General features: G+C 39.7%; 21 protein-coding genes (1 of these 21 only partly in view). 19 read left to right on the top strand and 2 right to left on the bottom strand.

Features of this window, described 5'->3' with window-relative positions; all coding sequences use genetic code 11:
• On the bottom strand, positions 1-263 hold the 5' end (the start) of the coding sequence (locus IGL48_RS13785) for a MurR/RpiR family transcriptional regulator (RefSeq protein ID WP_002354705.1). The gene continues 595 nt to the left of window position 1, outside the view; only the first 263 of its 858 coding nucleotides appear in the window; it begins with the start codon at positions 261-263; its stop codon lies beyond the left edge, outside the window.
• Positions 264-408: 145 nt separating this feature from the next.
• On the opposite strand from IGL48_RS13785, the gene IGL48_RS13780 reads away from it, so the two are divergent.
• The 19 genes from IGL48_RS13780 to IGL48_RS13690 all read left to right on the top strand — a co-directional run bounded on the left by IGL48_RS13780 (position 409) and on the right by IGL48_RS13690 (position 22,884).
• On the top strand, positions 409-1,716 hold the full coding sequence (locus IGL48_RS13780; RefSeq protein WP_010821977.1) for a PTS sugar transporter subunit IIC: 1,308 nt from the start codon (positions 409-411) through the stop codon (positions 1,714-1,716).
• Entirely contained in the window at positions 1,694-2,923 is a 1,230-nt protein-coding gene (locus IGL48_RS13775) for an aminotransferase class I/II-fold pyridoxal phosphate-dependent enzyme (RefSeq protein ID WP_048949381.1), read from the top strand. The genes IGL48_RS13780 and IGL48_RS13775 overlap by 23 nt, the downstream gene beginning before the upstream one ends.
• A gap of 304 nt (positions 2,924-3,227) precedes the next feature.
• Positions 3,228-3,695, top strand: a complete 468-nt coding sequence (locus IGL48_RS13770) for a CtsR family transcriptional regulator (protein ID WP_002354715.1) — start codon at positions 3,228-3,230, stop codon at positions 3,693-3,695.
• Positions 3,696-3,697: 2 nt separating this feature from the next.
• Positions 3,698-6,193: an ATP-dependent Clp protease ATP-binding subunit gene (locus IGL48_RS13765; RefSeq protein WP_002378875.1), complete on the top strand. Its 2,496-nt coding sequence runs from the start codon at positions 3,698-3,700 to the stop codon at positions 6,191-6,193.
• Between the two features lie 217 nt (positions 6,194-6,410).
• Complete coding sequence (locus IGL48_RS13760) at positions 6,411-7,445, top strand: FUSC family protein (RefSeq protein ID WP_002354721.1); 1,035 nt, start codon at positions 6,411-6,413, stop codon at positions 7,443-7,445.
• 181 nt (positions 7,446-7,626) lie between these two features.
• Entirely contained in the window at positions 7,627-8,547 is a 921-nt protein-coding gene (locus IGL48_RS13755) for a peptidase U32 family protein (RefSeq protein WP_048949417.1), read from the top strand.
• Between the two features lie 27 nt (positions 8,548-8,574).
• Entirely contained in the window at positions 8,575-9,822 is a 1,248-nt protein-coding gene (locus IGL48_RS13750) for a peptidase U32 family protein (protein WP_048949418.1), read from the top strand.
• 23 nt (positions 9,823-9,845) lie between these two features.
• Positions 9,846-11,408, top strand: a complete 1,563-nt coding sequence (locus tag IGL48_RS13745) for a PucR family transcriptional regulator (protein ID WP_010824313.1) — start codon at positions 9,846-9,848, stop codon at positions 11,406-11,408.
• A gap of 134 nt (positions 11,409-11,542) precedes the next feature.
• Positions 11,543-12,817 (top strand): cytosine permease, encoded by a 1,275-nt coding sequence (locus IGL48_RS13740; RefSeq protein WP_025190651.1) that lies wholly within the window; start codon positions 11,543-11,545, stop codon positions 12,815-12,817.
• Positions 12,818-12,836: 19 nt separating this feature from the next.
• Entirely contained in the window at positions 12,837-13,931 is a 1,095-nt protein-coding gene (locus tag IGL48_RS13735) for a DUF917 domain-containing protein (RefSeq protein ID WP_002354727.1), read from the top strand.
• Positions 13,932-15,485, top strand: coding sequence for a hydantoinase/oxoprolinase N-terminal domain-containing protein (locus IGL48_RS13730; protein WP_002360919.1), 1,554 nt, complete (start codon positions 13,932-13,934; stop codon positions 15,483-15,485). It begins immediately after the preceding gene.
• 74 nt (positions 15,486-15,559) lie between these two features.
• A complete protein-coding gene (locus IGL48_RS13725; protein ID WP_048949419.1) occupies positions 15,560-15,958 on the top strand; it encodes a hypothetical protein in 399 nt (132 codons plus the stop codon).
• A gap of 86 nt (positions 15,959-16,044) precedes the next feature.
• Positions 16,045-17,394: a glutathione-disulfide reductase gene (gene gor, locus IGL48_RS13720; RefSeq protein WP_002354732.1), complete on the top strand. Its 1,350-nt coding sequence runs from the start codon at positions 16,045-16,047 to the stop codon at positions 17,392-17,394.
• Between the two features lie 196 nt (positions 17,395-17,590).
• Positions 17,591-17,953, top strand: a complete 363-nt coding sequence (gene folB / locus IGL48_RS13715) for a dihydroneopterin aldolase (RefSeq protein WP_010824310.1) — start codon at positions 17,591-17,593, stop codon at positions 17,951-17,953.
• A complete protein-coding gene (folK, locus tag IGL48_RS13710; protein ID WP_002378871.1) occupies positions 17,954-18,439 on the top strand; it encodes a 2-amino-4-hydroxy-6-hydroxymethyldihydropteridine diphosphokinase in 486 nt (161 codons plus the stop codon).
• Positions 18,433-19,002 carry a GTP cyclohydrolase I FolE gene (gene folE / locus IGL48_RS13705; RefSeq protein ID WP_002383148.1) on the top strand — a complete coding sequence of 190 codons (570 nt, stop codon included), beginning with the start codon at positions 18,433-18,435 and terminating at the stop codon, positions 19,000-19,002. Before folK ends, folE begins: the two co-directional genes overlap by 7 nt.
• A 3-nt stretch (positions 19,003-19,005) precedes the next feature.
• Entirely contained in the window at positions 19,006-19,599 is a 594-nt protein-coding gene (locus tag IGL48_RS13700; RefSeq protein WP_010824309.1) for a non-canonical purine NTP pyrophosphatase, read from the top strand.
• Complete coding sequence (folP, locus tag IGL48_RS13695; RefSeq protein WP_010824308.1) at positions 19,592-20,383, top strand: dihydropteroate synthase; 792 nt, start codon at positions 19,592-19,594, stop codon at positions 20,381-20,383. Before IGL48_RS13700 ends, folP begins: the two co-directional genes overlap by 8 nt.
• 452 nt (positions 20,384-20,835) lie before the next feature.
• Positions 20,836-22,884 carry a hypothetical protein gene (locus IGL48_RS13690; protein ID WP_080349200.1) on the top strand — a complete coding sequence of 683 codons (2,049 nt, stop codon included), beginning with the start codon at positions 20,836-20,838 and terminating at the stop codon, positions 22,882-22,884.
• 859 nt (positions 22,885-23,743) lie between these two features.
• Here the strand turns inward: IGL48_RS13690 and IGL48_RS13685 are convergent.
• Positions 23,744-24,790 carry a serine hydrolase domain-containing protein gene (locus tag IGL48_RS13685; protein WP_010824306.1) on the bottom strand — a complete coding sequence of 349 codons (1,047 nt, stop codon included), beginning with the start codon at positions 24,788-24,790 and terminating at the stop codon, positions 23,744-23,746.
• Between the last annotated feature and the right edge of the window lie 721 nt (positions 24,791-25,511).

The following is a 25,511-nucleotide window of genomic DNA, read 5'->3' as shown; positions in this document are numbered from 1 at the left end:
GCATCAACATTCCGGATTGCTTGGTAGTGAATTTCTAAGTCGCGGGACAAGCGGATTTTAAATTCTTTGAAACCGCTAGTTTCTGTTTTTTTACACAAACGAACAATCGTGGAAGTTGAAGAGTTGGTGGCTTCTGCTAGTTCATAAATCGACATATGCAGGACTCGTTCAGTATGAGATAAAATAAAATCAATAATTAGCCCTTCGTTATATGTATAGCGTTCTTTTTGTTCTAAACATTCGATTAGATTCAATGGGTTCACCTCTCTGTGGTACTTTGTTTCGCTTTCAGTATACCTTAAGCGTATGAATTATGAAACATAGTTACAGAATCAGTTAGTTGTATTTACATCAGAAAGCGGTTTCTTTATGATGAGGATATCACAAAGGATTAAGGAGAGAAGTGAAATGGATAAGTTAACAAACTGGGTGGAGCAAGCCGTAGTGCCTAAAGTTTCAAGGATTACAAGTTTACGTTATTTTCAAGCCTTAAGAAATGGTTTTTTTGCAATTATGCCGTTAACAATTATTGGATCGATTTTTATGTTGATTACAGATTTTCCAGTAGCAGGGTATGGCGATTTTATGGCTGGAATTTTCGGTGCAGGTTGGGCGGATATGATTTCACCAGCTTATCGAGCAACTTTCAACATGATGGGAATTATTTTTGCTGGGACGATGTCCTATAAATTGGCGGAAAGTTACGAAATGGATCGTTTAACTTCATTAATTTTAGGAATTGTTGCTTACGTAGTCGTTTTACCGAAAACGGTGACTACTGAATCAGGCGAAGTTGTGACGAAAGTTTTATCGTTTGATTGGTTAGGAACGCAAGGGGTGATTACGGCCATTATTATGTCAATTCTTTCGGTTGAGTTGACTCGTTTCTGTATTAAGAAAAAATTAGTCATCAAAATGCCTGAAAGCGTGCCTTCTATGGTGAGCCAAGCTTTTAGTGCATTGATTCCTGGGATTTTTGTGGTAGCGGTGGCTTTATTGATTAATGGGATTGGGCTTTCGTTTGCGGATTCCTTCCCGCAATTAATTTATGCGGTGATTCAAGCGCCACTGCAAGGTTTAATCGGAACCCCTTTTGCAATTATTATTGTGGCTGGCTTAAATGGACTGTTCTGGTGGTTCGGGATTCATCCAACTGTCATCAATTCCATGCTATATCCTATTTTATATGCGAATGCAGACAAAAACCAAAGCTTAGCGGAATTAGGACAATTAACTGCTCAAAGTGGCAACTTTGGCACGGTCCAAATGCTCGATCAATTTGCTACAATTGGAGGCGCTGGTTGCACGATTGGCTTGGCTATTGCAATGGCCATCGTCGGACATTCATCTAGAATGAAAGCCATGTCGAAAATTTCGTTTGTTCCAGCATTTTTCAACATTAATGAACCCTTGATTTTTGGACTCCCAGTTATTTTTAACCCTTTATTATTGATTCCGATTGCGGTCGCGCCGATTGTATCGGTCTTGATTGCCTTTCTGTCAATGAAAATTGGGTTCATGCCAATGTTTACAAACATTCAAGCACCATGGGCTACGCCCTTTCTGTTTTCGGGCTTTTTAGTGGGAAAATGGCAAGGTGCAGTGACGCAAGTTTTAGCTGTTGCGGCTAGTGTCGTTATTTATTATCCATTTGTAAAAGCCTTAGATCGACAATATCAAAAAGAAGAAGCCCATGAAGTACCAGAAACATTGTAGAGAAAGAGGAGTGAAGGAAATGCATGTTGAGAATCATGAAAATATTTGCTGTGAAGTGGAAAAAGGAATGGAAAAAATGTATCATCCGATGGTGCCCGAGTTGGTTCAAACCTCTTCCTTTTGTTTTCCAACTTACGAAGAATTTATGGCAGCGAGTATAGATGAAAAAAATAATTATGTTTACACACGTGGCACCAACCCCACAACAGAAATTTTAGAGAAAAAAATTGCTCGTTTGGAACGTGGAGAAAAATGTAAAGTTTTTGCCTCAGGAATGGGCGCTATTTCGGCAACGCTGTTTACGTTGCTCCAACAAGGTGATCATGTTTTAATGGTCAATACAATTTATGGAGAATCTGTTTCGTTTGTGCAATATTTAGAGAAATTTGGCGTATCCTTGACCAAAGTAGACGTTGCAGAAACAGAAGAACTTTTTCAATTTGTTCAGGAAAACACCAAAGTCATTTACTTTGAAAGTCCGTCCTCACAAAAGTTTGAACTGCTAGATTTAGAAAAAATAACTGCGTTAGCACAAAAAATTGGCGCATACACTGTCATTGATAACACGTGGGCGTCACCGTTATTTCAGCATCCTTTATGCCATAATGTGGACCTGGTGATTCATTCTTGTTCCAAATATATTGGTGGTCATTCGGATATTGTAGCAGGGGCTGTCATTGGCAAAGCAGCGCTTGTAGATCAAATTTTTGAACATGGTCATCAAGCATTAGGCGCAGTCAATAGTCCCTTCAATTCTTGGTTAGCGTTACGAGGTATTCGTACCATGCCTGTTCGGTTGGCGCATCAGTCTCAAGCCATCCAAACGGTGCTGTCGGCTTTGCAAAAGGATCCGCGAATCAGTCGATTATATCATCCTTTTGTAGGAAATCAACAACAACAAGCGTTAGCAGAAAAATATTTAACAGGTTATGGCTCATTATTTGCGATTGATTTAAAAGATACCGATTTTGAACGTTTGAAAACATTTGTGAACGCATTGACGCTGGTCACAATTGGGGTCAGTTGGGGTGGCTTTGAAAGTTTGGCCTTGCCTGTATTCAAAGGCAATAACTTGGCGGCTGTTCAGAAAAGAGGCTTGTCGCCAGCACACATTCGCATGTACGTTGGTTTGGAAGAGCCAACATCTATTATCGAAGATATTCAACAAGCCTTGGATCAAGCCTACGGCGAAGAAACGCTTTTGTGAGACATTAAGATAATCAGCTGAACAAAAGCAACTCCTTCGGAAATAAGCCGAAATTCTCCAAAAATTAAAGAACAATTTTCGGAAATTTCTTCTTATTTCTTGGAGCTAAACACTTTTGTCTCAGCCTCTGTAATTCAATAACATATTTTCAATTTTAGGAGGGGAACTTAAGTCAGTTTGACTGAGGTTGCTCCTCCTGTTTTGCATTTTTTTATTAAAGTCAAAGCGTTCCTCTTTATTTAATAGGCAAAGTTCGATATAATAATGGTCAATATTAGTCAAGAGAGAAGAAGGATGGAAGACTATGAGTAATCAAAATACGTCAGATTTAATCGAGGCTTATTTAAAAAAGATTTTAGAAGAAAGTAATAAAATTGAAATCCGTCGGGCGGAAATGGCTAATTTATTTAATTGCGTTCCTTCACAAATTAACTATGTAATTAATACACGTTTTACCATCCAACGAGGCTACGCAGTTGAAAGTAAACGTGGTGGAGGCGGCTATATTCGCATTGTCAAAGTACAAATTTCAGATAACGATCAATTACTAAAACAAATGGATCAATTGATTGGCGCAACCTTAACAGAAAAAGATGCGCTAACATTTATTCAAACATTGTATGAAGAAGAAGTGATTACGAAAAAGGAAGGCAATTTAATGCTAGCTGCTTTAAGTAAAAGCACATTGAATGGCCTGGGGAATCACGAAGATTTTCTAAGAGCTCAAATAATGCGTTCATTTTTAGAGCGCTTGAGCTATGAGGAGGAATAACTATGGATGAACTATTTACAGAAAGTGCGAAAGCCGTACTGGCGATTGCCCAAGAAGAAGCGAAGTATTTTCGTCATCAATCCGTCGGTTCTGAGCATTTATTATTAGCACTCGTTTTAGAACCGAATGGGATTGCCGGAAAAACATTACGACAATTGAATACTGACACAGAAGACATCCGTGAAGAAATTGAGCATTTAAGTGGCTATGGCACCATGCAAAGTCCAATGGGGAATAACAACTTATACTTACCTTATTCACCAAGAGCCAAACAAATCTTTGCCTATGCTGGAGATGAAGCGAAGCGCTTAGGGGCTCAAAAGATTGGTACCGAGCATTTATTATTAGGCTTGTTAAGAGACGAAGAAATTTTAGCGTCTAGAATTTTAGTGAATTTAGGATTAAGTCTATCCAAAATGCGTCAATTATTATTGAAAAAAATGGGCGTTTCCGAACCCAATGGCGCACAACGTCGTCGGAATGGTCAAAATAAAAATGCGCCACAAGGGACGCCAACATTGGATTCTTTAGCAAGAGATTTAACCAAGTTAGCACGAGAACAAAGCTTGGATCCAGTAGTTGGTCGCGGTACCGAAGTCCGTCGTTTGATTCAAATTTTGAGTCGTCGTACCAAAAACAATCCTGTCCTAGTCGGTGAACCGGGTGTTGGGAAAACAGCGATAGCAGAAGGCTTAGCCCAGAAAATTGTCAACCGGGAAGTCCCTGAAGATATGCAAGGCAAACGTTTAATGATGCTAGACATGGGTGCCTTGGTTGCTGGAACCAAATATCGAGGTGAGTTCGAAGATCGCTTGAAAAAAGTTGTCGATGAAATTTATCAAGATGGACAAGTCATTTTATTTATTGACGAATTGCATACCTTGATCGGTGCTGGCGGTGCAGAAGGGGCGATCGATGCTTCAAATATTTTAAAACCTGCTTTAGCACGTGGTGAGTTGCAAACAATTGGTGCGACAACTCTGGATGAATACCAAAAATATATTGAAAAAGATGCCGCTTTGGAACGTCGTTTTGCCCGTATTCAAGTAGCAGAACCAACGCCAGAAGAAGCAGAAGAAATTCTAAAAGGCTTGCGTTCACGCTATGAAAAACATCATGGCGTAGAAATTACAGATGAAGCTCTACATGCAGCGGTTCAATTATCGATTCGCTATTTAAATGACCGCCAATTACCAGATAAAGCAATTGATTTAATGGACGAATCTGCAGCAAAAGTTCGTTTAGATAAGGCAGATCAACCTTCAGAAATTAATGAATTGCGTACCGAAATTTCTCAATTAATTACGGAAAAAGAAGAGGCCATTCAAAATCAATCATTTGAAAGCGCCGCTCGGATTCGTCAAAAAGAAAAACAAGTGATGGAAAAACTAGAAGAATTGATTGCAGTGAAAGAAAAAAGTCTGTCTGGTTACAGTACGCAAGTAACAGAAGAAGACGTGGCTGGAGTCGTTTCACAATGGACAGGCGTTCCTTTGCAGCAGCTAGAGAAGAAAGAAAGCGAACGATTGATGGAATTAGAAACCATTTTACATCAACGGGTCGTTGGCCAAAATGAAGCAGTTGAAGCTGTTTCACGCGCTATCCGTCGTGCGCGTAGTGGCTTGAAAGACCCAGCAAGACCGATTGGTTCCTTCATGTTCTTAGGACCAACAGGGGTTGGGAAAACAGAACTTGCCAAAGCCTTAGCCGAAGCGATGTTTGGCAGCGAAGAAGCGTTGATTCGCGTGGACATGTCTGAGTTTATGGAAAAATACAGCACTAGCCGTTTAATCGGTTCTCCTCCAGGTTATGTCGGCTACGAAGAAGGCGGCCAACTAACTGAAAAAATTCGTCAACGTCCTTATTCCGTTATTTTGCTAGATGAAGTAGAAAAAGCCCATCCAGATGTCTTTAATATTTTATTACAAGTCTTAGATGATGGCCATTTAACGGATGCCAAAGGACGAAAAGTCGATTTCCGTAACACGATTTTAATCATGACCTCCAACTTAGGAGCAACAGCGATTCGTGAAGAAAAACATGTCGGCTTCAATGTGAAAGACATTTCTAAAAATCATGAATTAATGCAAAAACGAATCATGGAAGAATTGAAAAAAGCCTTCCGTCCAGAATTCTTAAACCGAATTGATGAAACGGTTGTCTTCCATTCCTTGAAACAAGAGGAAATTCATGAAATCGTAAAAATTATGAGTCAATCTGTCGTAAAACGGATGGCCGAACAAGAGGTTAAAGTGAAAATCACACCAGCTGCAATTGAAGTTATTGGTAAAGTCGGGTTTGATCCAGAATATGGCGCACGTCCAATTCGTCGGGCCTTGCAAAAAGAAGTGGAAGATCGTTTAAGTGAAGCCCTTCTTTCCGGTCAAATTCAGTTAGGGGATAAAGTAACCTTAGGTGCTAGCAAAGGCAAAATTACGTTAAATGTGCGGGCACCAAAAGCACCAAAGACAGAAGCGAAAGAATTACAAACTGTATAGATGAGATGCAAAGGAGGTCGGGACAGAAGTGTTTAACTCCGAGAAATAAGCCGAAGGGGTTGCTTCTGTTCTCGCCGTGTATCAGTTTTTGAGCGTGGAGCAAAAATCCAAAGTGATTTTTGTCCCACGCTCCTTTTTCTATTTTCCAGTGGCGATTTCTTTTTGAGAATTGCCAGATTGATTTTTCTGTGCTACGTTAATAAGGAGGGGTGATGGAATGGAACAATCTTTTTTTCGAGAATTACTACATTATCAACGTCCAAAGGATAATCCTTTTCGACTAGTGTTTGCTGGCTTGGTTATGTTCAGCATTCTTTTTTTGGGCTATATCAATCATCAATTATTGATTTCAAGCTTTGGCTCGTTAGGTATTTTTACTTTTTTATATTATCAGCCGCTACCATTAAAACAGTTAATGACTCGTTTATCTGTGGTCGGCAGTTACCTTTTTTTAGGAAATTTGTTAGGCATGTTATCGACCCATATTGCATGGCTCATTCCCATTGTTGTTGCACTGGTCGGTTTTGGTGGCCGCTTTTTCTTTGAAGTCTACGATATTTCAAAACCAGGGGCCTTCTTTGGTGTGATGGTGACAGCGATGGGTGCCAGTACGAGCATTCCGTTAGCAAAAATTCCGTTCATGAGTGGCTGTATGTTATTAGGCATTGGCTTTTCCATTTTGTTTGCACTAGTGTTGCATTTTACAGAGAAGGAAATCAGTGCCCCGCTAGCTAAGCGATCATTACGGGAACGAATTTATCGGCATCCAGAAGCGCCATTAGATAGCATATATTATAGCTTTGTCTTATTTTTTGCTGTATATATCAGCGAAAGTTTACATTTACAGAATCCGTATTGGTTAGTCGTTTCCTGTGCATCCATTTTACAAGGAGACAATTTACGTGCGATTAAGCAGCGAAATATTCAGCGAATTTTTGGCACAACGATTGGTTTGGTTATTTCCGCTTTTCTGCTTAATTTAGCTTTGACAACTTTTGAATCGATTGTCGTGATTACAATCTTATTTGTGACCGTTGAGTATTTTATTCGTCGTAATTATGGATTGGCGCAATTTTTCACAACGCCTATGGCTCTGATGCTTTCATTGCTCGTTCGTCAGCAGTACGTGATAACGTTGATTCAATTCCGCTTTTTAGGGATTGTTTTAGGCAGCTTGTTAGGCTTAGCGGCAGCGTGGTTATTCACCGTTGTAGTAACGTTTTATGAACGAAAATACCACTTGAACGAGTGACCAAAGAACAGATGACCAGTAATTAAAAAAAAGAGCATTTGGTAGGTAAGCGGATGGCGCTTCTCTACCAAAATTTTTTCCGGAAACATTGTGAAAAATGTACGTTTAATACAGATAGGCTCTTTTAAAGTTTGTGAACGTATGATACTATTAAACGGTCATAAAGAAGGAGGCTATATTTATGATTGAACTGATTGCAACTGCAGAATCTGTTGAGCAGGCTGTAGAATTACTCGCAACAGGTGTGGATACATTATATATTGGAGAAGAAACATTCGGGTTGCGTTTGCCCGTATCTTTTACACGAGATGAACAACGCGAGATTGTGAAACGTGCACATGAAATGGGCAAACAAGTGCTAGTTGCAGTAAATGGCATTATGCACCCTGAAAAAATGAAATTAGTCCCAGAGTATCTGACATTTTTAAAAGAAATCAACGTCGATAAAATTACTTTGGGTGATCCAGGTATTGTGTTTATTATGCAACGAGATGGATTAGAAATTCCTTACGTTTATGATGGCGAAACCTTGGTAACGAGCTCACGTCAAATCAATTTTTGGAGTAAACGAGGAGCCATCGGAGCTGTCCTAGCTCGGGAAGTACCTTTTGAAGAAATGGTCGCAATGGAAGAAAACTTAGCAGTTCCAGCTGAAATTCTTGTCTATGGGGCGACGTGTATTCATCAATCGAAACGCCCATTAATTCAAAATTACTACAATTACACAAAGAACGACAAAGGGGTTACAAAAGACGAAGGGCTGTTTATTTCTGAACCCAAAAAACCAGAAACCCACTATTCCATTTATGAAGATAGTCATGGTACGCATATTTTTGCCAATAACGATGTGAACTTGATGAATGAGTTAACAAACTTGTATGACCATCACTATTGTACATGGAAGCTCGATGGCCTTTACACGCCAGGTGAAAATTTTGTCGCGATTGCTCGCTTATTTGCTGAAGCGAAAGCAGCACTTGAAGCGGGAACTTGGTCAGAAGATCAAGCAGCTCATGCAACAGCTGAAATTGAAAAATTACATCCAACAGGTCGTGGCTTAGACAATGGTTTCTTTGATTTAAGTGCCGATGCAATAAAATAAATTGATTCATTTAAGGGGAAGAAGAACATGAAAGTAATGACAGAACGAACATTGAAGCGTCCCGAGGTGTTGGCTCCAGCCGGGACGCTAGAAAAACTAAAAGTCGCAATTCGTTACGGTGCCGATGCCGTTTATATCGGAGGGAATGCCTACGGTCTGCGTAGCCGCGCAGGAAATTTCACGCCAGAAGAAATGGCGGAAGGCGTAGCCTTTGCCCGCGAACATAATGCGAAAGTTTATGTCGCTGCCAATATGGTCACTCATGAAGGAAACCAGGAAGGGGCAGGAGCGTTTTTCAGAGAATTGCGAGACATCGGAATTTCAGCTGTGATTGTTTCCGATCCAGCTTTAATCGAAATTTGTGCGACAGAAGCACCAGGTTTACCCATCCATTTATCGACACAAGCTTCAGCAACCAACTATGAAACATTAGAATTTTGGAAAAATGAAGGCTTAGAACGTGTGGTTTTAGCGCGCGAAGTTTCAATGGAGGAAGTTGCAACTATTCGTGAAAATACGGACATTGAAATTGAAGCCTTTATTCATGGAGCAATGTGTATTTCATATTCAGGTCGTTGTACTTTATCCAATCATATGTCGATGCGGGATGCCAATCGTGGCGGTTGCTCTCAATCTTGTCGTTGGAAATATGAGTTATTTGATATGCCTTTTGGGACAGAACGTCGGAGCAAAACCAGCGAAGGGGAAGTCGAAGAAGAGTTTTCAATGAGCGCCGTAGATATGTCTATGATTGAACATATTCCAGAATTAATTGAAAATGGTGTCGATAGTTTTAAAATTGAAGGCCGCATGAAATCCATTCACTATGTTTCAACAGTCGCTAATGTGTATAAAAAAGCCGTCGATTCTTACATGGAAGACCCTGAAAACTATGTCTGCCAACAAGAGTGGATTGATGAATTATGGAAAGTAGCACAACGTGAATTAGCAACTGGTTTTTATTACAATACACCAAGTGAAAATGAACAATTATTCGGCGAACGTCGTAAAATTCCACAATATAAATTTGTTGGTGAAGTGATTGCGTACAACGAAAAGACGCAAGTCGCAACGATTCGTCAACGGAACCTTTTCAGTGTCGGCGATGAAATTGAATTTTATGGTCCCGGGTTTACCCATTTCCACCAAACCGTCAAAGAGATGTATAATGAAGACGGTGAAGCGATCGATCGGGCACCTAATCCCATGATGTTATTAACAATGGAAGTGACGCAACCTGTTGCAGTCGGCGATATGATTCGTAAGAAAAAATAAACCAGCCAAAAGGAGGAGTAAATATGAGTGTCCGTGTGAATGATTTATTAAAATTACCGTCTTTGCGAGAAGCAACGGTACTTTCTGGTAAAAACCAATTGGACACATCTGTTGCTTCTCTTTCTTTTTTAGAAGTCTCTGATATGTCTTTGTTTTCGGAAAAACTTCACAAAACAAATGAATACCATGCTGGCGAAATTTTGATTGGTTCATTTTGTGCCATTCGTCATGATGTGGTGAAGCAATGCGAAACGATTCGGCATCTCCATGAATTAGGCGAAGTAGGCCTAATCTTGTACTACGTTGGGATTATCGTACCGAAAGTTGCAGAGGAAGTGATTCAATTATCGGATTCTTTAGGTTTCATTTTAATCCAAATGCCTAAAAATGATCCCACATTACGCTACAACGAAGTCATTTATGAAGTCATGAAATTGTTAGTCAATAAAAATAAAATGGCTTCTTTTGCAACGGACCTCTTGGAAAAAGTTTCCCTTTTGCCTGAACAAAACCGCAGTGTGGAAATGACCTTGAAAATCCTATCCGATTTTTTAAAAGTCAATATAGCGTTAACCACCTATACCAATGAAATCATCAGCACCATCAATTGGCCGCGAAGCACGAAATTGCCCTTAACCAAGTTACTTTATCAATCACAAGAGAAAGTAGCGCTGGGAGAAACGACCTACTTCATTACCTCGCAAAAACTTCCTCAGAAAGATGGACAAACATTGAAGCTTTACTTCATTCGAGAAGAAGAGCAGTTAACCTCTTTTGAGATGAATCAAGCGGTGGAAGTCGTTCAGATGGCTCTGAATTTATGGGGGAAAAACTATGACGAAGTCAGTGAGTATGCCTTAGTCCAAGCAATCATTAACGATGAAAGTGATAAGATGTACCAATTAGCCAAAAAATTAATGATTGATATTTCTTCTGTCGAAACGATGTGGCTTTTGCCTATTTGGCAACAAGGACAAGAAATCCACGCTATTCAGCAAGATTTGAAAGATTTCCTACGTTACTATTACCAAACAACGATTGTCCAGCAAACAGAAAATTACCTGATTGTTCTCTTAGGTAATTATTTACACAAGCAGCCTGAAGCCACGATTAGTAAAGAATACTTGCAAGCCACAGACTATCAGGACTATTTAGGTGAAATCATCCTTTGTCCGAAAGTTCGTAACACGACTGAAGTGCGTGTCAGCTACCAAACCGCTAATCAAGTCGCGCCGTTTTTAAAGCGCGTCTATCCACAAAGAAAAGTGTTATCAATCGCGGAAATTCGTACAGTTCAACAAATGATGACGTGTCTCCAAGCAGGAGAAGAAGCAATCCAACAACGCTTAGCAGTTATCCAACCTCTCTTAAAAGAATCAGAGCAGTTAATGACATTAGGAACGTTTTTACTAGATGCAAGTAGTGATTTTAAAGAATGCGGCGAACGCCTATTTGTTCATAAAAATACGGTCAAATATCGTATCAGTAAAATTAATGAAGCGCTCGGCTATGATATGACCAACGCCGCCGAAGCCTATGAAGTCTATTTGGCGATGATCTTATATCGCTTGGTCACGAATGAATGAAAAAAGCAGACAATCGGCAGTAGCCGATTTGTCTGCTTTTTTATTTTAAGCCAAAACTTCCTCGATATTTTTTTTAATTTGAAAAAGACCTATGACTGATTTTTCGTTATAATTGAAAAAATAATTAAGGAGGAATGAGAATGAAATTAAAAAACGAGCAACAACAATCGTGGCTTAGCTTAGCATTTGTTTGGGCGGGCGCAATGATTAGCGTGCCAGGATTAATTATTGGAGGAACGTTAGTTGCAGGTATGCCTTTATGGGAAGCTTTGTTAACAGGATTTATTGGTTACGGTATTATTGTTATTTTAATGATTTTACAAGGAATTCAAAGTTCCGACTTACAAGAACCTTCTGTCAAAGTCGCTTCTCAAGTGTTTGGCATTCAAGGTTCGCAAAAGATTATTTCCATTATTCTAGCGATTGCTTGCTTAGGTTGGTTTGGTTTGCAAGCCAATGTCAGCGGTGGCGCCTTCACAAACTTTTTAAAAATTTACGGCATTGATTTACCTGTGTCGCTTTCTTCCTTAATCTGGGGAGTTATCATGCTTATTTCGGCTCTTTATGGCATAAAAATATTGAAAATTCTGAATTATTTTGCGGTTCCTGTGTTAGTTCTGGTTTGTCTTTATGGCTTGGTGGCTTCGTTAAGAAACAACGGTTGGGAAGCTGTTAGTCAATATACACCTCAAACAGCAGGAAGCTTTATGTCAGGTCTTTCAATGACTATCGGTTCTTTTGCATTAGGCGCAGTAATTGCTGGAGATTACTCTCAATATGTTTCTTCTCGTAAAGATGTGGTTAAAGCGGCCACCTTAGGGATTTTACCGACAGGCTTGTTGATGATTGGCGTTGGTGCGGTCTTGACCATTGCTTCGAACACCGCAGATATCACGGAAGTTTTTATGAATCTCGGTTTTCCAGTTTTAGGAATTATTGCGCTAATTTTAGCAACTTGGACCACGAATGCCGTGAATGCTTTTTCTGGCGGACTGGCCTTGATTAATGTCTTTGATATTCCAAAAGAAAAAGAAAAAGTCGCTGTCGGTGCGGCCGGCGCCATTGGAACCTTATTAGCAGTTGTGGGGATCTTAAATTACTTTACGCCGATTATGTCTGTCCTTTCTGCGATGGTGCCACCAGTGGCTGGTGTAATGATTGCTGCCTATTGGTTGATTAACAAAGGCGATCGAACCAAATGGCAGCCAACGCCTGGCGTGAATAAATTAGGTGTTTTTTCATGGCTAATTGGTGCTGCAGTGGGGGGCATTCCAGTGATTATGAGTTTCTTTCCCAATGCCCCTCAATTGCCTAACCAACCGCTAATTGGCATTGTTTTATCGTTTGTTATTTATTATTTCGGTGCAAAACGTCAACAGATGAACACCGAATCATTAGAAATGGAATGAAGAAGAGGAGTGTCGGAGAATGCGTTATTTAGATGCAGAAGCAATTGAGAATATAGCCACAGGAGCAGCGTTTTTAGGGACAGGAGGTGGCGGTGATCCCTACATTGGTAAAATGATGGCTTTGTCCGCCATCGAAGAAAACGGACCTGTCAAACTGGTTTCTCCAGAAGAAATTGCCGCGGAGGATTTTTTCCTACCCGCCGCAATGATGGGTGCCCCATCTGTCGCAATTGAAAAATTTCCCAAAGGCGACGAATTCGTCCGTGTCTTTGAGAAGTTAGGAAAATATTTAGACCAAGAAACGATTGCGGGAACCTTTCCAATGGAAGCTGGGGGCGTCAATTCAATGATTCCAATTGTTGTTGCAGCGAAGCTAGGCATTCCCTTGGTGGATTGTGATGGTATGGGGCGGGCCTTTCCAGAATTGCCTATGGTAACGTTCCATTTGAATGGGATGTCAGCGACCCCTATGGCAATTACCGATGAAAAAGGAAATATTGGCATTATGGAAACGATTGATAATACTTGGACAGAACGTCTTGCTCGTGTTCAAACGGTTGAAATGGGCGCTAGTGCTTTAGTGAGCATTTATCCCGCGACAGGCAAACAATTACAAGACTATGGTATTCATAACATCGTGACATTATCAGAAGAAATTGGCAAAGTGATTCGAGGTACCTATGCAGATGAACAAGAAAAACGCCAAGCATTAGTAGAAGTTACGGATGGCTTTGAATTGTTCCAAGGAAAAATTCTAGATGTAGAACGAGAAGTAAAAGGTGGCTTCAATTTGGGACGTGTCAAATTGAGTGGCTTAAACAGTGACGCTGGTTCAGAAGCAGTCGTCCATTTTCAAAATGAAAATTTAATTGCCGAGAAAGATGGTCAGGTGATTGCGATGACGCCTGATTTGATTTGTATGGTAGATTTAGAAACTTTAACGCCTGTGACAACAGAAAGCTTGAAATACGGCAAACGTGTCCAAGTAATGGGCTTGAAAGCGAATGCCGCTTGGCGAACGAAAAAAGGTATCGAAACAGTGGGTCCTCGGTATTTCGGCTACGAAATGGATTATCAACCACTAGAAAACTTAGTAGCGAAGGAGGACAAATAAATGTATAAAATTGGTATCGATGTCGGTGGCACAAATACAGATGCTGTTATTTTAGATCATCAATTAAACTTGATTCATTCAGTGAAAGTTCCAACAACCGATGATATTCAAACAGGGATTGCCGGTGCCTTAAATAAAGTCTTGGCAGAATCAGCAGTGGACCCAACCAAAGTCACACATGCAATGTTGGGCACGACCCAATGTACGAATGCCATTGTTGAGCGAAAAAAATTAGCAAAAGTTGGGGTCCTTCGTTTGGGCTATCCAGCAACCGCTTCGGTCTTGCCTTACACAGCTTGGCCCAAGGATTTAGTGGCCACTCTTTCAGAAACGTATGCTTTAGCACATGGCGGCTACGAATATGATGGACAACCATTGACTGCACTGGACGAAGAAGAATTACGTGGGATTTTGGCCTCTTGGCGAGGAGAAGTAGAGGCAATCGCAGTAATTGGCGTTTTTTCTTCTTTAAAAAATGACCAAGAATTGTTTGTTCAAGCACTTGCGAAGGAAGTGTTAGGCGCAGATGTTCCTGTATCTTGCTCCTCAATGATTGGGTCTGTCGGTTTAATTGAACGGGAAAATGCGACAATTTTGAATGCTGCGTTGCACAAAGTAATTAAAGTGACCAGCGAAGGCTTTGAACAAGCCTTAGAACAAGAAAAAATTCATCACGCCCAAGTGTACTTATGTCAAAATGATGGTACGTTAATGTCGTTAACGTATGCCAAACAGTTTCCTATTTTAACCATTGCTTGTGGACCAACCAATAGTATTCGTGGCGCTTCATACTTAGCTGGCTTGAAAGATGCGGTTGTTTTAGATGTTGGTGGCACAACGTCCGACATTGGCGTGTTAGTGGATGGCTTTCCAAGAGAATCTTCACTGGCCGTTGATGTTGGCGGGGTACGGACCAATTTTAGAATGCCAGATATCGTGTCAATCGGTGTCGGCGGCGGCAGTCTAGTGCGTGAACAACCAGATGGTTCTGTGACAGTTGGCCCCGATAGTGTCGGCTACCGTATTACACAAGAGGCCCTTGTTTTTGGCGGCACACAATTAACGACCACTGATATCGCGGTTCGCTTAGGCCATGCCCAAGTCGGTGATCCTAGCAAAGTGGCTCATTTAGACCAAGCGTTTGCGGAAAAAGTGTACCAAAAAATTGGCGAATTGGTCAGTGAAGCGATTGATCGCATGAAGACCAGTTCCGCAGACGTGACGGTCGTTTTAGTTGGTGGTGGGAGTATTATCATCCCCGAAGAATTGACAGGTGTTAAAGCGCTAATTCGCAACGAAAACGGGGCAGTGGCGAATGCCATCGGTGCCTCTATCGCTCAGATTAGCGGACAATACGAACAAATTTATGTCTATTCAAAAATCCAACGAGACGCGGCGTTGACTGATGCCCAAGAAAAAGCCGTCCAACAAGCTGAACTTGCGGGTGCAGTCCCTGGCACAATCGAGTTAGTCGAGGTGGAAGAAACACCACTCGCCTATCATCCAGAAAATGCAACCCGCTTACGAGTAAAAGTGGTTGGGAATATGTATTAAAAGAAAGGAAATCCTCTGGCATATGAGGGTTTCCTTTTTGTGCTATAGTAAAAGGAAAAGAAGGAGGAATAACTATGGCCAAATTATTCGCCTACCAAATTGGTCAAAACCCTCGTATTCAAACGGACCTTTTGGTAGATCCTCAGCTGTTTGAAGATGAGCATGGCTGTGTGGGTGCAGCGGGCTTCGGGTTAGCAGATTGTGTTCAAACCGGAATGTTTACAGATATTGAAGTGATAAAACGGTATCTTCACGAAGCAACCTACGTTTTTATTAATGGTGACTTTGACCGACTAAGTTATTTAGAAATTGGGATTGCACTTTCCTTAGGCAAAACACTTTATGTCATTACAATGAATCCAAATGTAACGAAAGAAGATTTAGGAATTCCCTTCGACAATGCTACGATTGAATTCCTTTCCCCCAGTGCTTTTACGGAACGAATCCATGAAACAGAAGCGGCAGAAAACTAAACAAAAGTAAGTAATACGACTGTCTTTTTTTGCTATTTTTTGCGATAATAAGGGAGAAAGTTCAAATTGAAAGGGAGCCAGAATAAATGAAAACCTATGATTATATTGTTATTGGTGGCGGTAGTGGCGGGATTGCTTCTGCTAACCGCGCAGGAATGCACGGAGCTAACGTCCTTTTAATTGAGGGCAACGAAATTGGTGGGACCTGTGTCAACGTTGGTTGTGTGCCTAAAAAAGTCATGTGGCAAGCCAGCAGCATGATGGAAATGATGGAAAGAGACACAGCAGGCTATGGGTTTGATGTTGAAATCAAAAATTTTAGCTTTAAACAATTAGTTGAAAATCGTGAAAAATATATCGACTTCTTACATGGTGCGTATAATCGTGGTTTAGACAGTAACAACATTGAACGTATCCATGGTTACGCTACGTTTACTGGGGAGCAAACAATTGAAGTCAATGGAACAGAATATACGGCGCCGCACATTTTAATCGCGACAGGTGGTCGTCCGAAAAAACTGGGTATTCCAGGAGAAGAATATGCCTTAGATTCAAACGGCTTCTTTGCGTTAGAAGAAATGCCAAAACGTGTGGTCTTTGTCGGTGCGGGTTACATCGCAGCCGAATTAGCAGGAACCTTACATGGCTTAGGCGCAGAAACACATTGGGCCTTCCGTCATGAACGACCATTACGAAGCTTTGATGACATGCTTTCTGAAAAAGTCGTAGAACGCTATCAAGAAATGGGCATGCAAATTCATCCGAATGCAACACCAGCTAAAATTGAAAAAACGGCGCAGAATGAGTACGTTATTACATTTGAAAATGGTGAATCAATCACGACAGATGCCGTGATTTTCGGGACAGGCCGTCAGCCGAACACGGATCAATTAGGCTTAGAAAATACGAAAGTAGCCCTTGATGAAAAAGGCTACGTCAAAGTAGATAAATTCCAAAATACCACGCAAAATGGCATCTACGCAGTTGGCGATGTCATTGGGAAAATCGACTTAACGCCAGTCGCGATTGCCGCTGGTCGGCGCCTGTCTGAACGCTTATTTAACGGACAAACCGATTTATATTTGGATTATAACTTGGTACCAACGGTGGTCTTTACCCATCCACCAGTTGCGACAATTGGCTTGACGGAAAAAGCAGCGCTTGAAGAATATGGTGAAGACCAAGTGAAAATCTATCGCTCTAGCTTTACGCCAATGTACTTCGCTTTAGGAGAATACCGTCAAAAATGCGACATGAAATTAATCTGTGTCGGCAAAGAAGAAAAAATTGTCGGTTTGCATGGCATCGGCATCGGTGTTGACGAAATGCTACAAGGCTTTGCAGTCGCTATTAAAATGGGCGCGACCAAAGCTGATTTTGATAATACTGTTGCGATTCATCCAACAGGCTCAGAAGAATTTGTAACAATGCGATAAAAGGCGAATAAACCCCAAAAAAGAGCGTTGCATCAGCACGCTCTTTTTTGAATACACGAGTTATACTATTTGATTCGTAAAAAGTAATTTTTTATATCATACCAATAACCACTTTTCCATCTTTTAACTACTGACTTTTCCAAGAAATATGCTATGATTAAAAAAATCAGCAAAACAGAGGGTAGGGAGTTAGAGGATGGATAAAATTAGAATCAACAACTTGAAATTTTTCACAAAAAATGGTGTTTTGGCAGAAGAAAAACGTCTAGGACAGCAAGTAGAAATCGACCTTGAAATGCAGTTGTCGTTAGCTGAGGCAGGGCGAACAGATGATGTCACTCAAACTGTCAATTATGCCGAAGTGAATGAATTGATTGCCCAACGAGTAAAAAATCACTCGTACGATTTAATCGAAGGTTTAGCGAGTGCTATTTTAGATGATATTTCCGCAGATTATCAAGAACAATTGAACAAAATTATCATTAAAATTAGAAAATATAGTGTGCCGATGCCCGGCCTTTTTGACAATATTGAAATTGAAATGGAGCGAGAAGTATAGATGATTGGCTATGTAGCATTAGGTAGTAACGTCGGCGATCCATACGCAAATTTAGTGAAAGCCCGCAATTATTTAAACGAAGACCCGCAGATTCAGGTCGTGGCTTCTTCAAAACTTTATGAAACGGATCCTTACGGCTATACAGACCAAGATGATTTTTTGAACGCCGTATTGAAAATTGATACTAGCTATACCGCTGAAGAGTTATTGGCTGTTACCCAAGGGATTGAGCAAGCAATGAAACGTAAAAAATTAATTCACTGGGGTCCGCGGATTATTGATATTGATATTTTATTATTAGGGGAACAGTCAGTCGCGTTGCCCCACTTACAAGTTCCTCATCAAGAATTAACAAAACGGTCATTTGTTTTGATTCCCTTAAGTGATGTTTACGCAGAGGAACAACTATTGGGCGCGCCAATAGCTACGTGGATTCAGCGCAGTGGCAATCAAGAAGAAGTGCGAGTAAGCGAAAAGGAATGGTAGAGATGGAGCAGGAAAAACAAGCGCAAATTGAGCAGGCAGTTACCACAATCTTAGAAGCAGTGGGGGAAGATACTCAACGGGCAGGACTCATTGATACACCCAAACGCGTAGCTAAAATGTATGCAGAAGTTTTTAGTGGATTAACCGAACCTGAATTTGATGATTATAAATTATTTGATAGCTTAAATGAAGGCGAAATGGTTTTAGTAAAAGATATTGCCTTTTATTCAATGTGTGAACATCATTTATTGCCATTTTATGGAAAAGTACATGTCGCTTATCTGCCAGAAGGTGGCAAAGTATTGGGACTAAGCAAGTTACCAAGATTAGTAGAACATTGTGCCAAACGTCCCACAGTTCAAGAAGATTTAACAGTGACAATTGCCCGCAAACTTCAAGAAAATATTCCCGTTAAAGGCATTGCAGTAGCCATTGAAGCGGAACATATGTGTATGACGATGCGCGGCGTGAAAACACCACAAAGTAGCACCAAAACATTTCAATTTACCGGATTATTTAAAGAACAAGAGTGGAAAAATCAATTTTTAATGGAGATACGTTAGAAAATGGAAATCATTGTTGGCACGAATAACCAAGGTAAGTTAAAAGAAATGCAATCAGGACTTAAGGACCCCGCTATTCAACTTGTCTCTTATCGAAAGTATACAACCAGTCAAGAACAACCGGCAGAAACTGGCACTACGTATGCTGAAAATGCTTATCTAAAAGCACGCTTTTTCCAACAATTAATTGGACGCCCAGTGTTAGGTGATGATGGCGGCTTAACGTTAACTGCTTTTCCTGATTTACTAGGTATTTATACAAGCCGCTTTTTCCATTCAGCCAATCCGGAAGAACAGAACCGCGAACTGTTGGACTTATTTGAAGGGCAACAGTCGACCCGAGAGTTAACCTTATCAGCCACGTTGGTCTATGTACTCGATGACGACAAACTGTTGCAAACGGAAGCCGCTTTGACTGGTGAATTAGTTGAACCGCGCGGTACAGGTGGTTATGGTTTTGACCCGATTATTTATTTACCAGACCGAGGCAAAACCTTAGCGGAGTTGTCCACGAGTGAACGAATGAAGATAAGTCCTAGAATGCGGGCTTTACGAAAGATGATTCAGCAGATAAAGGAGCAATGTGATAATGATTGATTTAAAAAAGAATTACCAAATTATGGGGATTGTCAACACGACCCCCGACTCTTTTTCTGATGGCGGTAGCTACACAACGGTTGACGTGGCCTATCAACATGCGCTTCATCTACTAGAAGCGGGGGCCGACATTTTAGACATTGGCGGCCAATCCACACGTCCTGGCTACGAAGAAGTTTCTCCACAAGTTGAGGCAGAACGAGTATTACCGTTAATTAAAAAAATACGTGAGACTTCTCTAGCGCCGATTTCTGTGGACACCTACTATCCCGAAGTAGCGGAAGCCGCGATCCAAGCTGGCGCCACAATGATTAATGACATCAAAGGATTAGACACTCCGGGGATGGCAGAAGTCCTCGCACAATATCCTGAAATCCAAGTTGTGATTATGCATTCTAGAAAACGCCAACCTCTTTCTTTAAAAGAAGAGTTGCACCAATTTTATACAGAAAAAATTGAACAATGCCAAAAATACGGCCTTTCCTTAGAAAAAATTTGTTTCGATCCAGGGATCGGCTTTCATAAAACTGTCGCAGAAAACCTTCAACTGTTAAAAGATCCTAACGCCTTTCGCTACCAAGATTATCCGTTACTGTACGGCGTTTCTCGCAAACGAACTATTGGCGCTTTAACGAACGAACCAGAACCAACCAACCGTGATTTTGGTTCAGCCGCTGCTTCCTTGTATGCGGCGCAACAAGGCGTAGAAATTTTACGTGTTCATAATGTCCAAGGCTTAAAACAAACATTTGATGTCTGGCGAGCATTGTCGGAGAAGGAGTAAAGGTAGACCAATAGACTAAACAGACCGACCATTAAAAAAGATGGTCGGTTTGTTTAGTCTATTGCTAAAATCAGTAATAAAAAATAAACTCGTCATAACTTTTACCGAAGGTTGACTATAATTAAAGGTGACGTCATAAACGTTCGCAACCTAATAAACGGCAGGAACAGAACTAACGCCTTCGGAACTAATCGGTTCTGTCCTGACCTCTTCATGTTTATCGTGTTTATTATGCTAAGTTGAAACGGGAAAGTCGATTGTTAAATAAGCTTTCGTTTTTTAGGTATTTTTAAGAAATATTTTAGAGTAGATACAGCATAGAAATTCTATTACAATTGTCTTTGGATCTTCAAATAATATCAATTGTTATTTAATATTTATTTTATTTTTTACAAGTAAAAGTAAGGAGGTTGTAATCTCAATTGAAAAAACATAACTATTTATTGATTTTATTGTGGATAGTTGGAGGGATCTTTTTAGGAGTTGAAAAAGTAGAGGCTGCTCCTAGACCATTAACAGAACTGGGCTATTTCCATTGGGCAAATCAATCGATTACACCAGCGGCAAACACATTTATTATGCATTACGGCGAAAATACATCCGTCGAACCAATTGAAGGCGAAGTGTATTCAAACTACATGGCAGTTAGTCGAACGACAAATAAAAGTAAAGCAATAGTAAAAAATGTGGGGTTCTATGAAGGAAAAGCAGTTAATTTATTAGTTACATTACAACGGAATAAAAGTAATTTGGATGGAGGATCAATTAGTTTTACTGAAAGCTATTTTTTAGGAATTACGATTAAAGGCGAAATGCTGGTTACCTATGATTTTGTTGATAATTATGGTCAGCCCTTAACGATAAAAACAGCGTTTAATTACTATGGGTTAAATTCAAACAAATATGTTGGCTATAAAAACCCTGGAACGATAATTGATGCCTTATATGCGGAAAATCCTACACATATTCTTTACGATACGTGGGATGGCGGAGACGATGATTATTGGTTATATCTAAAAAACGTTACTGCAGGGGTACCTTGGCGGGACCCTCGCCAGCGTTTTGAAATGACGACCAAAAGTATTTCTACTGTTACGTTTGTAGTCCACAACAATGACACAACGCCGTCATCCATTGTTTACTTTACGGATTTTTTGGCAAAACCAGAATTTCCACCAGCCTACGCAATGGATACTTATTTTGAAAATGCAGAGACGGCTGTTTGTTTAAATGTGCAACAGACCATTCCCAATATTGATCAGTGGACAAAACCTAGTCAAATGGTTGTAAACGTTAACCTGAACCAAGTAAATCAAACAAAGCAATATCAATTTGACAAAGTCTTAGTTACAGACTTTAAAGGAGAAGATTTAACGGATTTATTTACTAGCCAAACAGATGGTGAAAATGTCCAAATTATGACAAAAAATCTGTCAGATAGTCGTCTCTACGATACCGTATTACAATATAAAGTTTACTTGAAATGGCAAGGGACTCAAAATCCAGTCGATACGGCGCTCATTTCAAATGGAAAATTAGACTTGCCGTTTAGTGCAAGAACTCTTTTAGATGGAGAAAATTTAGAGGAAACGACTGCTACATCCAGTGTGAATTATGTGGGGAAAGCAACGGCTGTGTTTTTAAATGAACAAGATAATGCTATTCATGAACCAGTCACAAAAGAAGGGATTTTAACCACGCCTTTTGACTTGTCTAATCAGTATCCCAAAATAGCTGGCTATGAACCAATTAAGACCCAACAAGATCAAGGAATGTTTCTTCCAGAGGAGCAAACAATTATTCATCGTTATCGTGAAAAGAAGTTATTACAATTCAAATTGATGGATGAAGAAAATCCGCTATTGGTCTCACGTTTTACAAATCAGCGAGAAGTTACTTTTTCATTTTCTCATGATCCATCAACCAATATAACTTTAATAGCGAAGTGTGGCACGGAAGAAAAAGAATTAAAAAAATATGTAGATGCGCCAGAATCGGTTGTTGATAAAGTTACGTATACTTTTCCTGAACATTGGTTGAATCGAGAGGTTTTCTTTTATATAAAAGATGAGAACAATCAAGAGTCAGAAAAAGACAGTCGGACTCTTCAAAAAGAAGCTGGGCCCAAGCTCATTTTACCTGATACAATCAATTTTGGTGTGAATGAAATTCCCGCAACAGAGACAATGATTTCTTCTATTACAAATAAAGAAATCCGCATTGAAGATACAAGCAAACTTGATAAAAGTCGGTGGACAATTAAAGTAAAAGAAGAACAACCGTTAAAGAACGAAAGCGGTGAGTTACTCGACAAAAGAATAAGTTATGGTGAGAAGAATCAGCGTGTTCTAATTAATGCAGATAGCCAACCTATTTTGCAAGGAAGCGGCAACGCTACCGCTAATTTGACCAAACAACTTCAGTTGACGATTTTTCCTTCTGATCCAGTCGGAAGGTATAGTGGAGTATTGCGATGGTCTCTGGAAGATGCGCCAGAATAACCCCTTTGTTTAATAAGAAAAAAGTGTCCAAAGATCTATCAATAGATAATTGGACACTTTTTTATAGATCTCTCTGGGGCTCCTACTTTTTTAAAGAGAGCGCCTTCTAACAAAGTGCAAATGTGTTATACTACACAAGTAGGAAGTTTATGACGGTGGCAATTTCTCAAAAAAAGGGGGACTGCCAATGTTTTTGCTTGTTTGCTCTTTCCCTAGAAAGGAATAGCAGTGACTGTCTTTGAAGCATTGATGCTTGCGATTGCTTTCGCAACATTAATTGTCAAAATCAGTAATAAAAACGACAAAAAATAAACCCGTCATAACTTTTAGCGAAGATTGACGGGTTTATTTATCCACAATTAAAGCTACCGTCTTAAACGGTCTACCCGAGAGCGTATGTCTAGTACGCTCTCTTCGTGTTTATTATAGCAAGTTGAAACGGAAAAGTCGAATAGTAAATAAAAAAGAAAGCGTATTCTAGGAAGGTATAAATGTGTTATACTACACAAGTAGGAAGTTTATGACGGTGGCAATTTCTCAAAAAAGGGGGACTGCCAATGTTTTTGCTTGTTTGCTCTTTCCCTAGAAAGGAATAGTAGTGACTGTCTTTGAAGCATTGATGCTTGCGATTGCTTTCGCAACGTTAATTGTCAAAATCAGTAATAAAAACGACAAAAAATAAACCCGTCATAACCTTTAGCGAAGATTGACGGGTTTATTTCCGTATTAAAATCAAGCTACCGTCTTAAACGGTCTACCCGAGAGCGTATGTCTAGTACGCTCTCTTCGTGTTTATTATACCAAGGTATCACCTAAAAAGCTAGCCGCTAAATCTTTCAATAGGATTAGAGCTTTTTTATTAATTTTGAGAAAATGACCAATCTCGAATTAAATTACGCCAATTGGAACGTTCATCCATAGAATATTGATCTAATTCAGAAGTGGCTTCCCGATTATAAAGCATAACTTTTCCTAGACCTGCTTTTCGATGCAGAAAGATTTCGCAGTAAAAACCTAGATATTGACCGCCATGGTAAAACCAATCTCCTAACTTCATCCAACCACAATTATATTCTTTTAAATAGAGATTGAAAACTTGATCCCAACTTTCGGGCGACAAAATTTCACCTTTGAGAACTGCTTGTAGCCATTTCGATAAGTCGTTAATAGTCGAGACCATACAGCCATCTGCAGATAGTAATTGATAAGTATTTGGAAATTCATGTAGTTCATTATCAATGTTACGATAGCTCCTTGCTATGCTATTTTGTGTGGCAAAGGAAGTTTTTACCATCGATAAAGGAGACAAGATTTTTTGTGTTACAAATTTCTCAAATGAGAGTCCAGATACTTTTTCAATAATCAAACCTAATAAATAATAATTAGTATTACTATAAGAAACTCGGGTTCCAACCTGAAAATCCATCGGTTTAGTAGCAATTATCGTTTTCAATTTATTGAAAGAAATTTGTTCTGCGGTAGCAAATTCAGCATAAAATTCCTGAAGTTTTTCGTTTAGCTCTGGACTCTGTTCTTTAATTTTTTTCAAACTATTTAAGAATAGCTCCGTTGGATAATCAGGTAGACCACTACTCATTGTCAATAAATGTTTAACTGTGATTGCTTTTGGGATTAGCAAATCTGGAAAAAAGGCTACTACTGGCATTTCCAAGTTTAACTTACCTTGTTCATGAAGGATCATGCAGGCGGTACCAGTGAATTGCTTCGTTACAGAGCCAATACAACTTTGAGTTGCTTCTGTGAATAACTGTTTTTCCTTAAATTTTGCAAACCCATAATTTTTCTTAGCTAAAATTTTATCAGCGGTTACAAGTGCATAACTACCATTGTAATCGGTCTGTTGATAGATAGTTTCTAATCTATGGATTATTTCTTGTAAATTCATTTTTTCTCTCTTTTCGCTTTAGTCTCCAAGGCTGATATTACTTGTCTTGGGAAAAATGTTAAATTAAGCGAACATAGTTGGTACATCTTTACGCAAAAAATCACGTCCTTTCAATTATTAGTATACGCTTTCAATACATAAAAACGGCAAAAAGGATTTAGAAGAAACAAGCTTACATCAAATGTCTTCTATGAAGTGGTCAGGATAAGTATCCCAATATTTTTTATAGACACGGTCTGCGTGATTATCTAAATTTAACTGGTACATTCAGAAATGAGCACATTTTTGGGTTGCCATTGTTCTCTGTATTAGTAACAGTACGTCATACCGATTTATTTCATCACATTTCCACTGCGATAATTTTCTACATCATGTGTGGCTGTAATATAGGGGATACTCTCTTTTTTTCAGTAATGAAACCAATGATTTACTGGCGTCTGTCACAATCCCTTTATACCGAAGAAACTCCTTTCGAAGTGCCAAAGTCGTGACTATCGTTCATTTCCGCTTTTACGTAGCCAATTGGACAACTATTTTCTTTATCTTTAAGACAGATGGCAAGGTAATAGGGATGATGCGTGATTGTTTTTTCATAAAACGCCCACATTTCGCTGAGCGTGGTATGAGAATACCACTGGAGAAAAGTCATAGTAGCACCTCTTTCTACTAATGAATCAAGTATATTTTTAAATTCTATCATAAAATATATGTTTGGTATCAC

Source organism: Enterococcus sp. DIV1090 (genome assembly GCF_050537975.1).
Lineage (GTDB): Bacteria > Bacillota > Bacilli > Lactobacillales > Enterococcaceae > Enterococcus > Enterococcus faecalis.
Note: the sequence above shows the minus strand (reverse complement) of the source record. Positions and strands in the feature narration are given on the sequence as shown.

Bases quoted from the DNA above. Each gene is read 5' to 3' on its own strand.
- IGL48_RS13780 (WP_010821977.1), top strand. From the start codon at position 409: ATGGATAAGTTAACAAACTGGGTGGAGCAAGCCGTAGTGCCTAAAGTT.
- IGL48_RS13775 (WP_048949381.1), top strand. From the start codon at position 1,694: ATGAAGTACCAGAAACATTGTAGAGAAAGAGGAGTGAAGGAAATGCAT.
- IGL48_RS13770 (WP_002354715.1), top strand. From the start codon at position 3,228: ATGAGTAATCAAAATACGTCAGATTTAATCGAGGCTTATTTAAAAAAG.
- IGL48_RS13765 (WP_002378875.1), top strand. From the start codon at position 3,698: ATGGATGAACTATTTACAGAAAGTGCGAAAGCCGTACTGGCGATTGCC.
- IGL48_RS13760 (WP_002354721.1), top strand. From the start codon at position 6,411: ATGGAACAATCTTTTTTTCGAGAATTACTACATTATCAACGTCCAAAG.
- IGL48_RS13755 (WP_048949417.1), top strand. From the start codon at position 7,627: ATGATTGAACTGATTGCAACTGCAGAATCTGTTGAGCAGGCTGTAGAA.
- IGL48_RS13750 (WP_048949418.1), top strand. From the start codon at position 8,575: ATGAAAGTAATGACAGAACGAACATTGAAGCGTCCCGAGGTGTTGGCT.
- IGL48_RS13745 (WP_010824313.1), top strand. From the start codon at position 9,846: ATGAGTGTCCGTGTGAATGATTTATTAAAATTACCGTCTTTGCGAGAA.
- IGL48_RS13740 (WP_025190651.1), top strand. From the start codon at position 11,543: ATGAGAATGAAATTAAAAAACGAGCAACAACAATCGTGGCTTAGCTTA.
- IGL48_RS13735 (WP_002354727.1), top strand. From the start codon at position 12,837: ATGCGTTATTTAGATGCAGAAGCAATTGAGAATATAGCCACAGGAGCA.
- IGL48_RS13730 (WP_002360919.1), top strand. From the start codon at position 13,932: ATGTATAAAATTGGTATCGATGTCGGTGGCACAAATACAGATGCTGTT.
- IGL48_RS13725 (WP_048949419.1), top strand. From the start codon at position 15,560: ATGGCCAAATTATTCGCCTACCAAATTGGTCAAAACCCTCGTATTCAA.
- gor (WP_002354732.1), top strand. From the start codon at position 16,045: ATGAAAACCTATGATTATATTGTTATTGGTGGCGGTAGTGGCGGGATT.
- folB (WP_010824310.1), top strand. From the start codon at position 17,591: ATGGATAAAATTAGAATCAACAACTTGAAATTTTTCACAAAAAATGGT.
- folK (WP_002378871.1), top strand. From the start codon at position 17,954: ATGATTGGCTATGTAGCATTAGGTAGTAACGTCGGCGATCCATACGCA.
- folE (WP_002383148.1), top strand. From the start codon at position 18,433: ATGGTAGAGATGGAGCAGGAAAAACAAGCGCAAATTGAGCAGGCAGTT.
- IGL48_RS13700 (WP_010824309.1), top strand. From the start codon at position 19,006: ATGGAAATCATTGTTGGCACGAATAACCAAGGTAAGTTAAAAGAAATG.
- folP (WP_010824308.1), top strand. From the start codon at position 19,592: ATGATTGATTTAAAAAAGAATTACCAAATTATGGGGATTGTCAACACG.
- IGL48_RS13685 (WP_010824306.1), bottom strand. From the start codon at position 24,790: ATGAATTTACAAGAAATAATCCATAGATTAGAAACTATCTATCAACAG.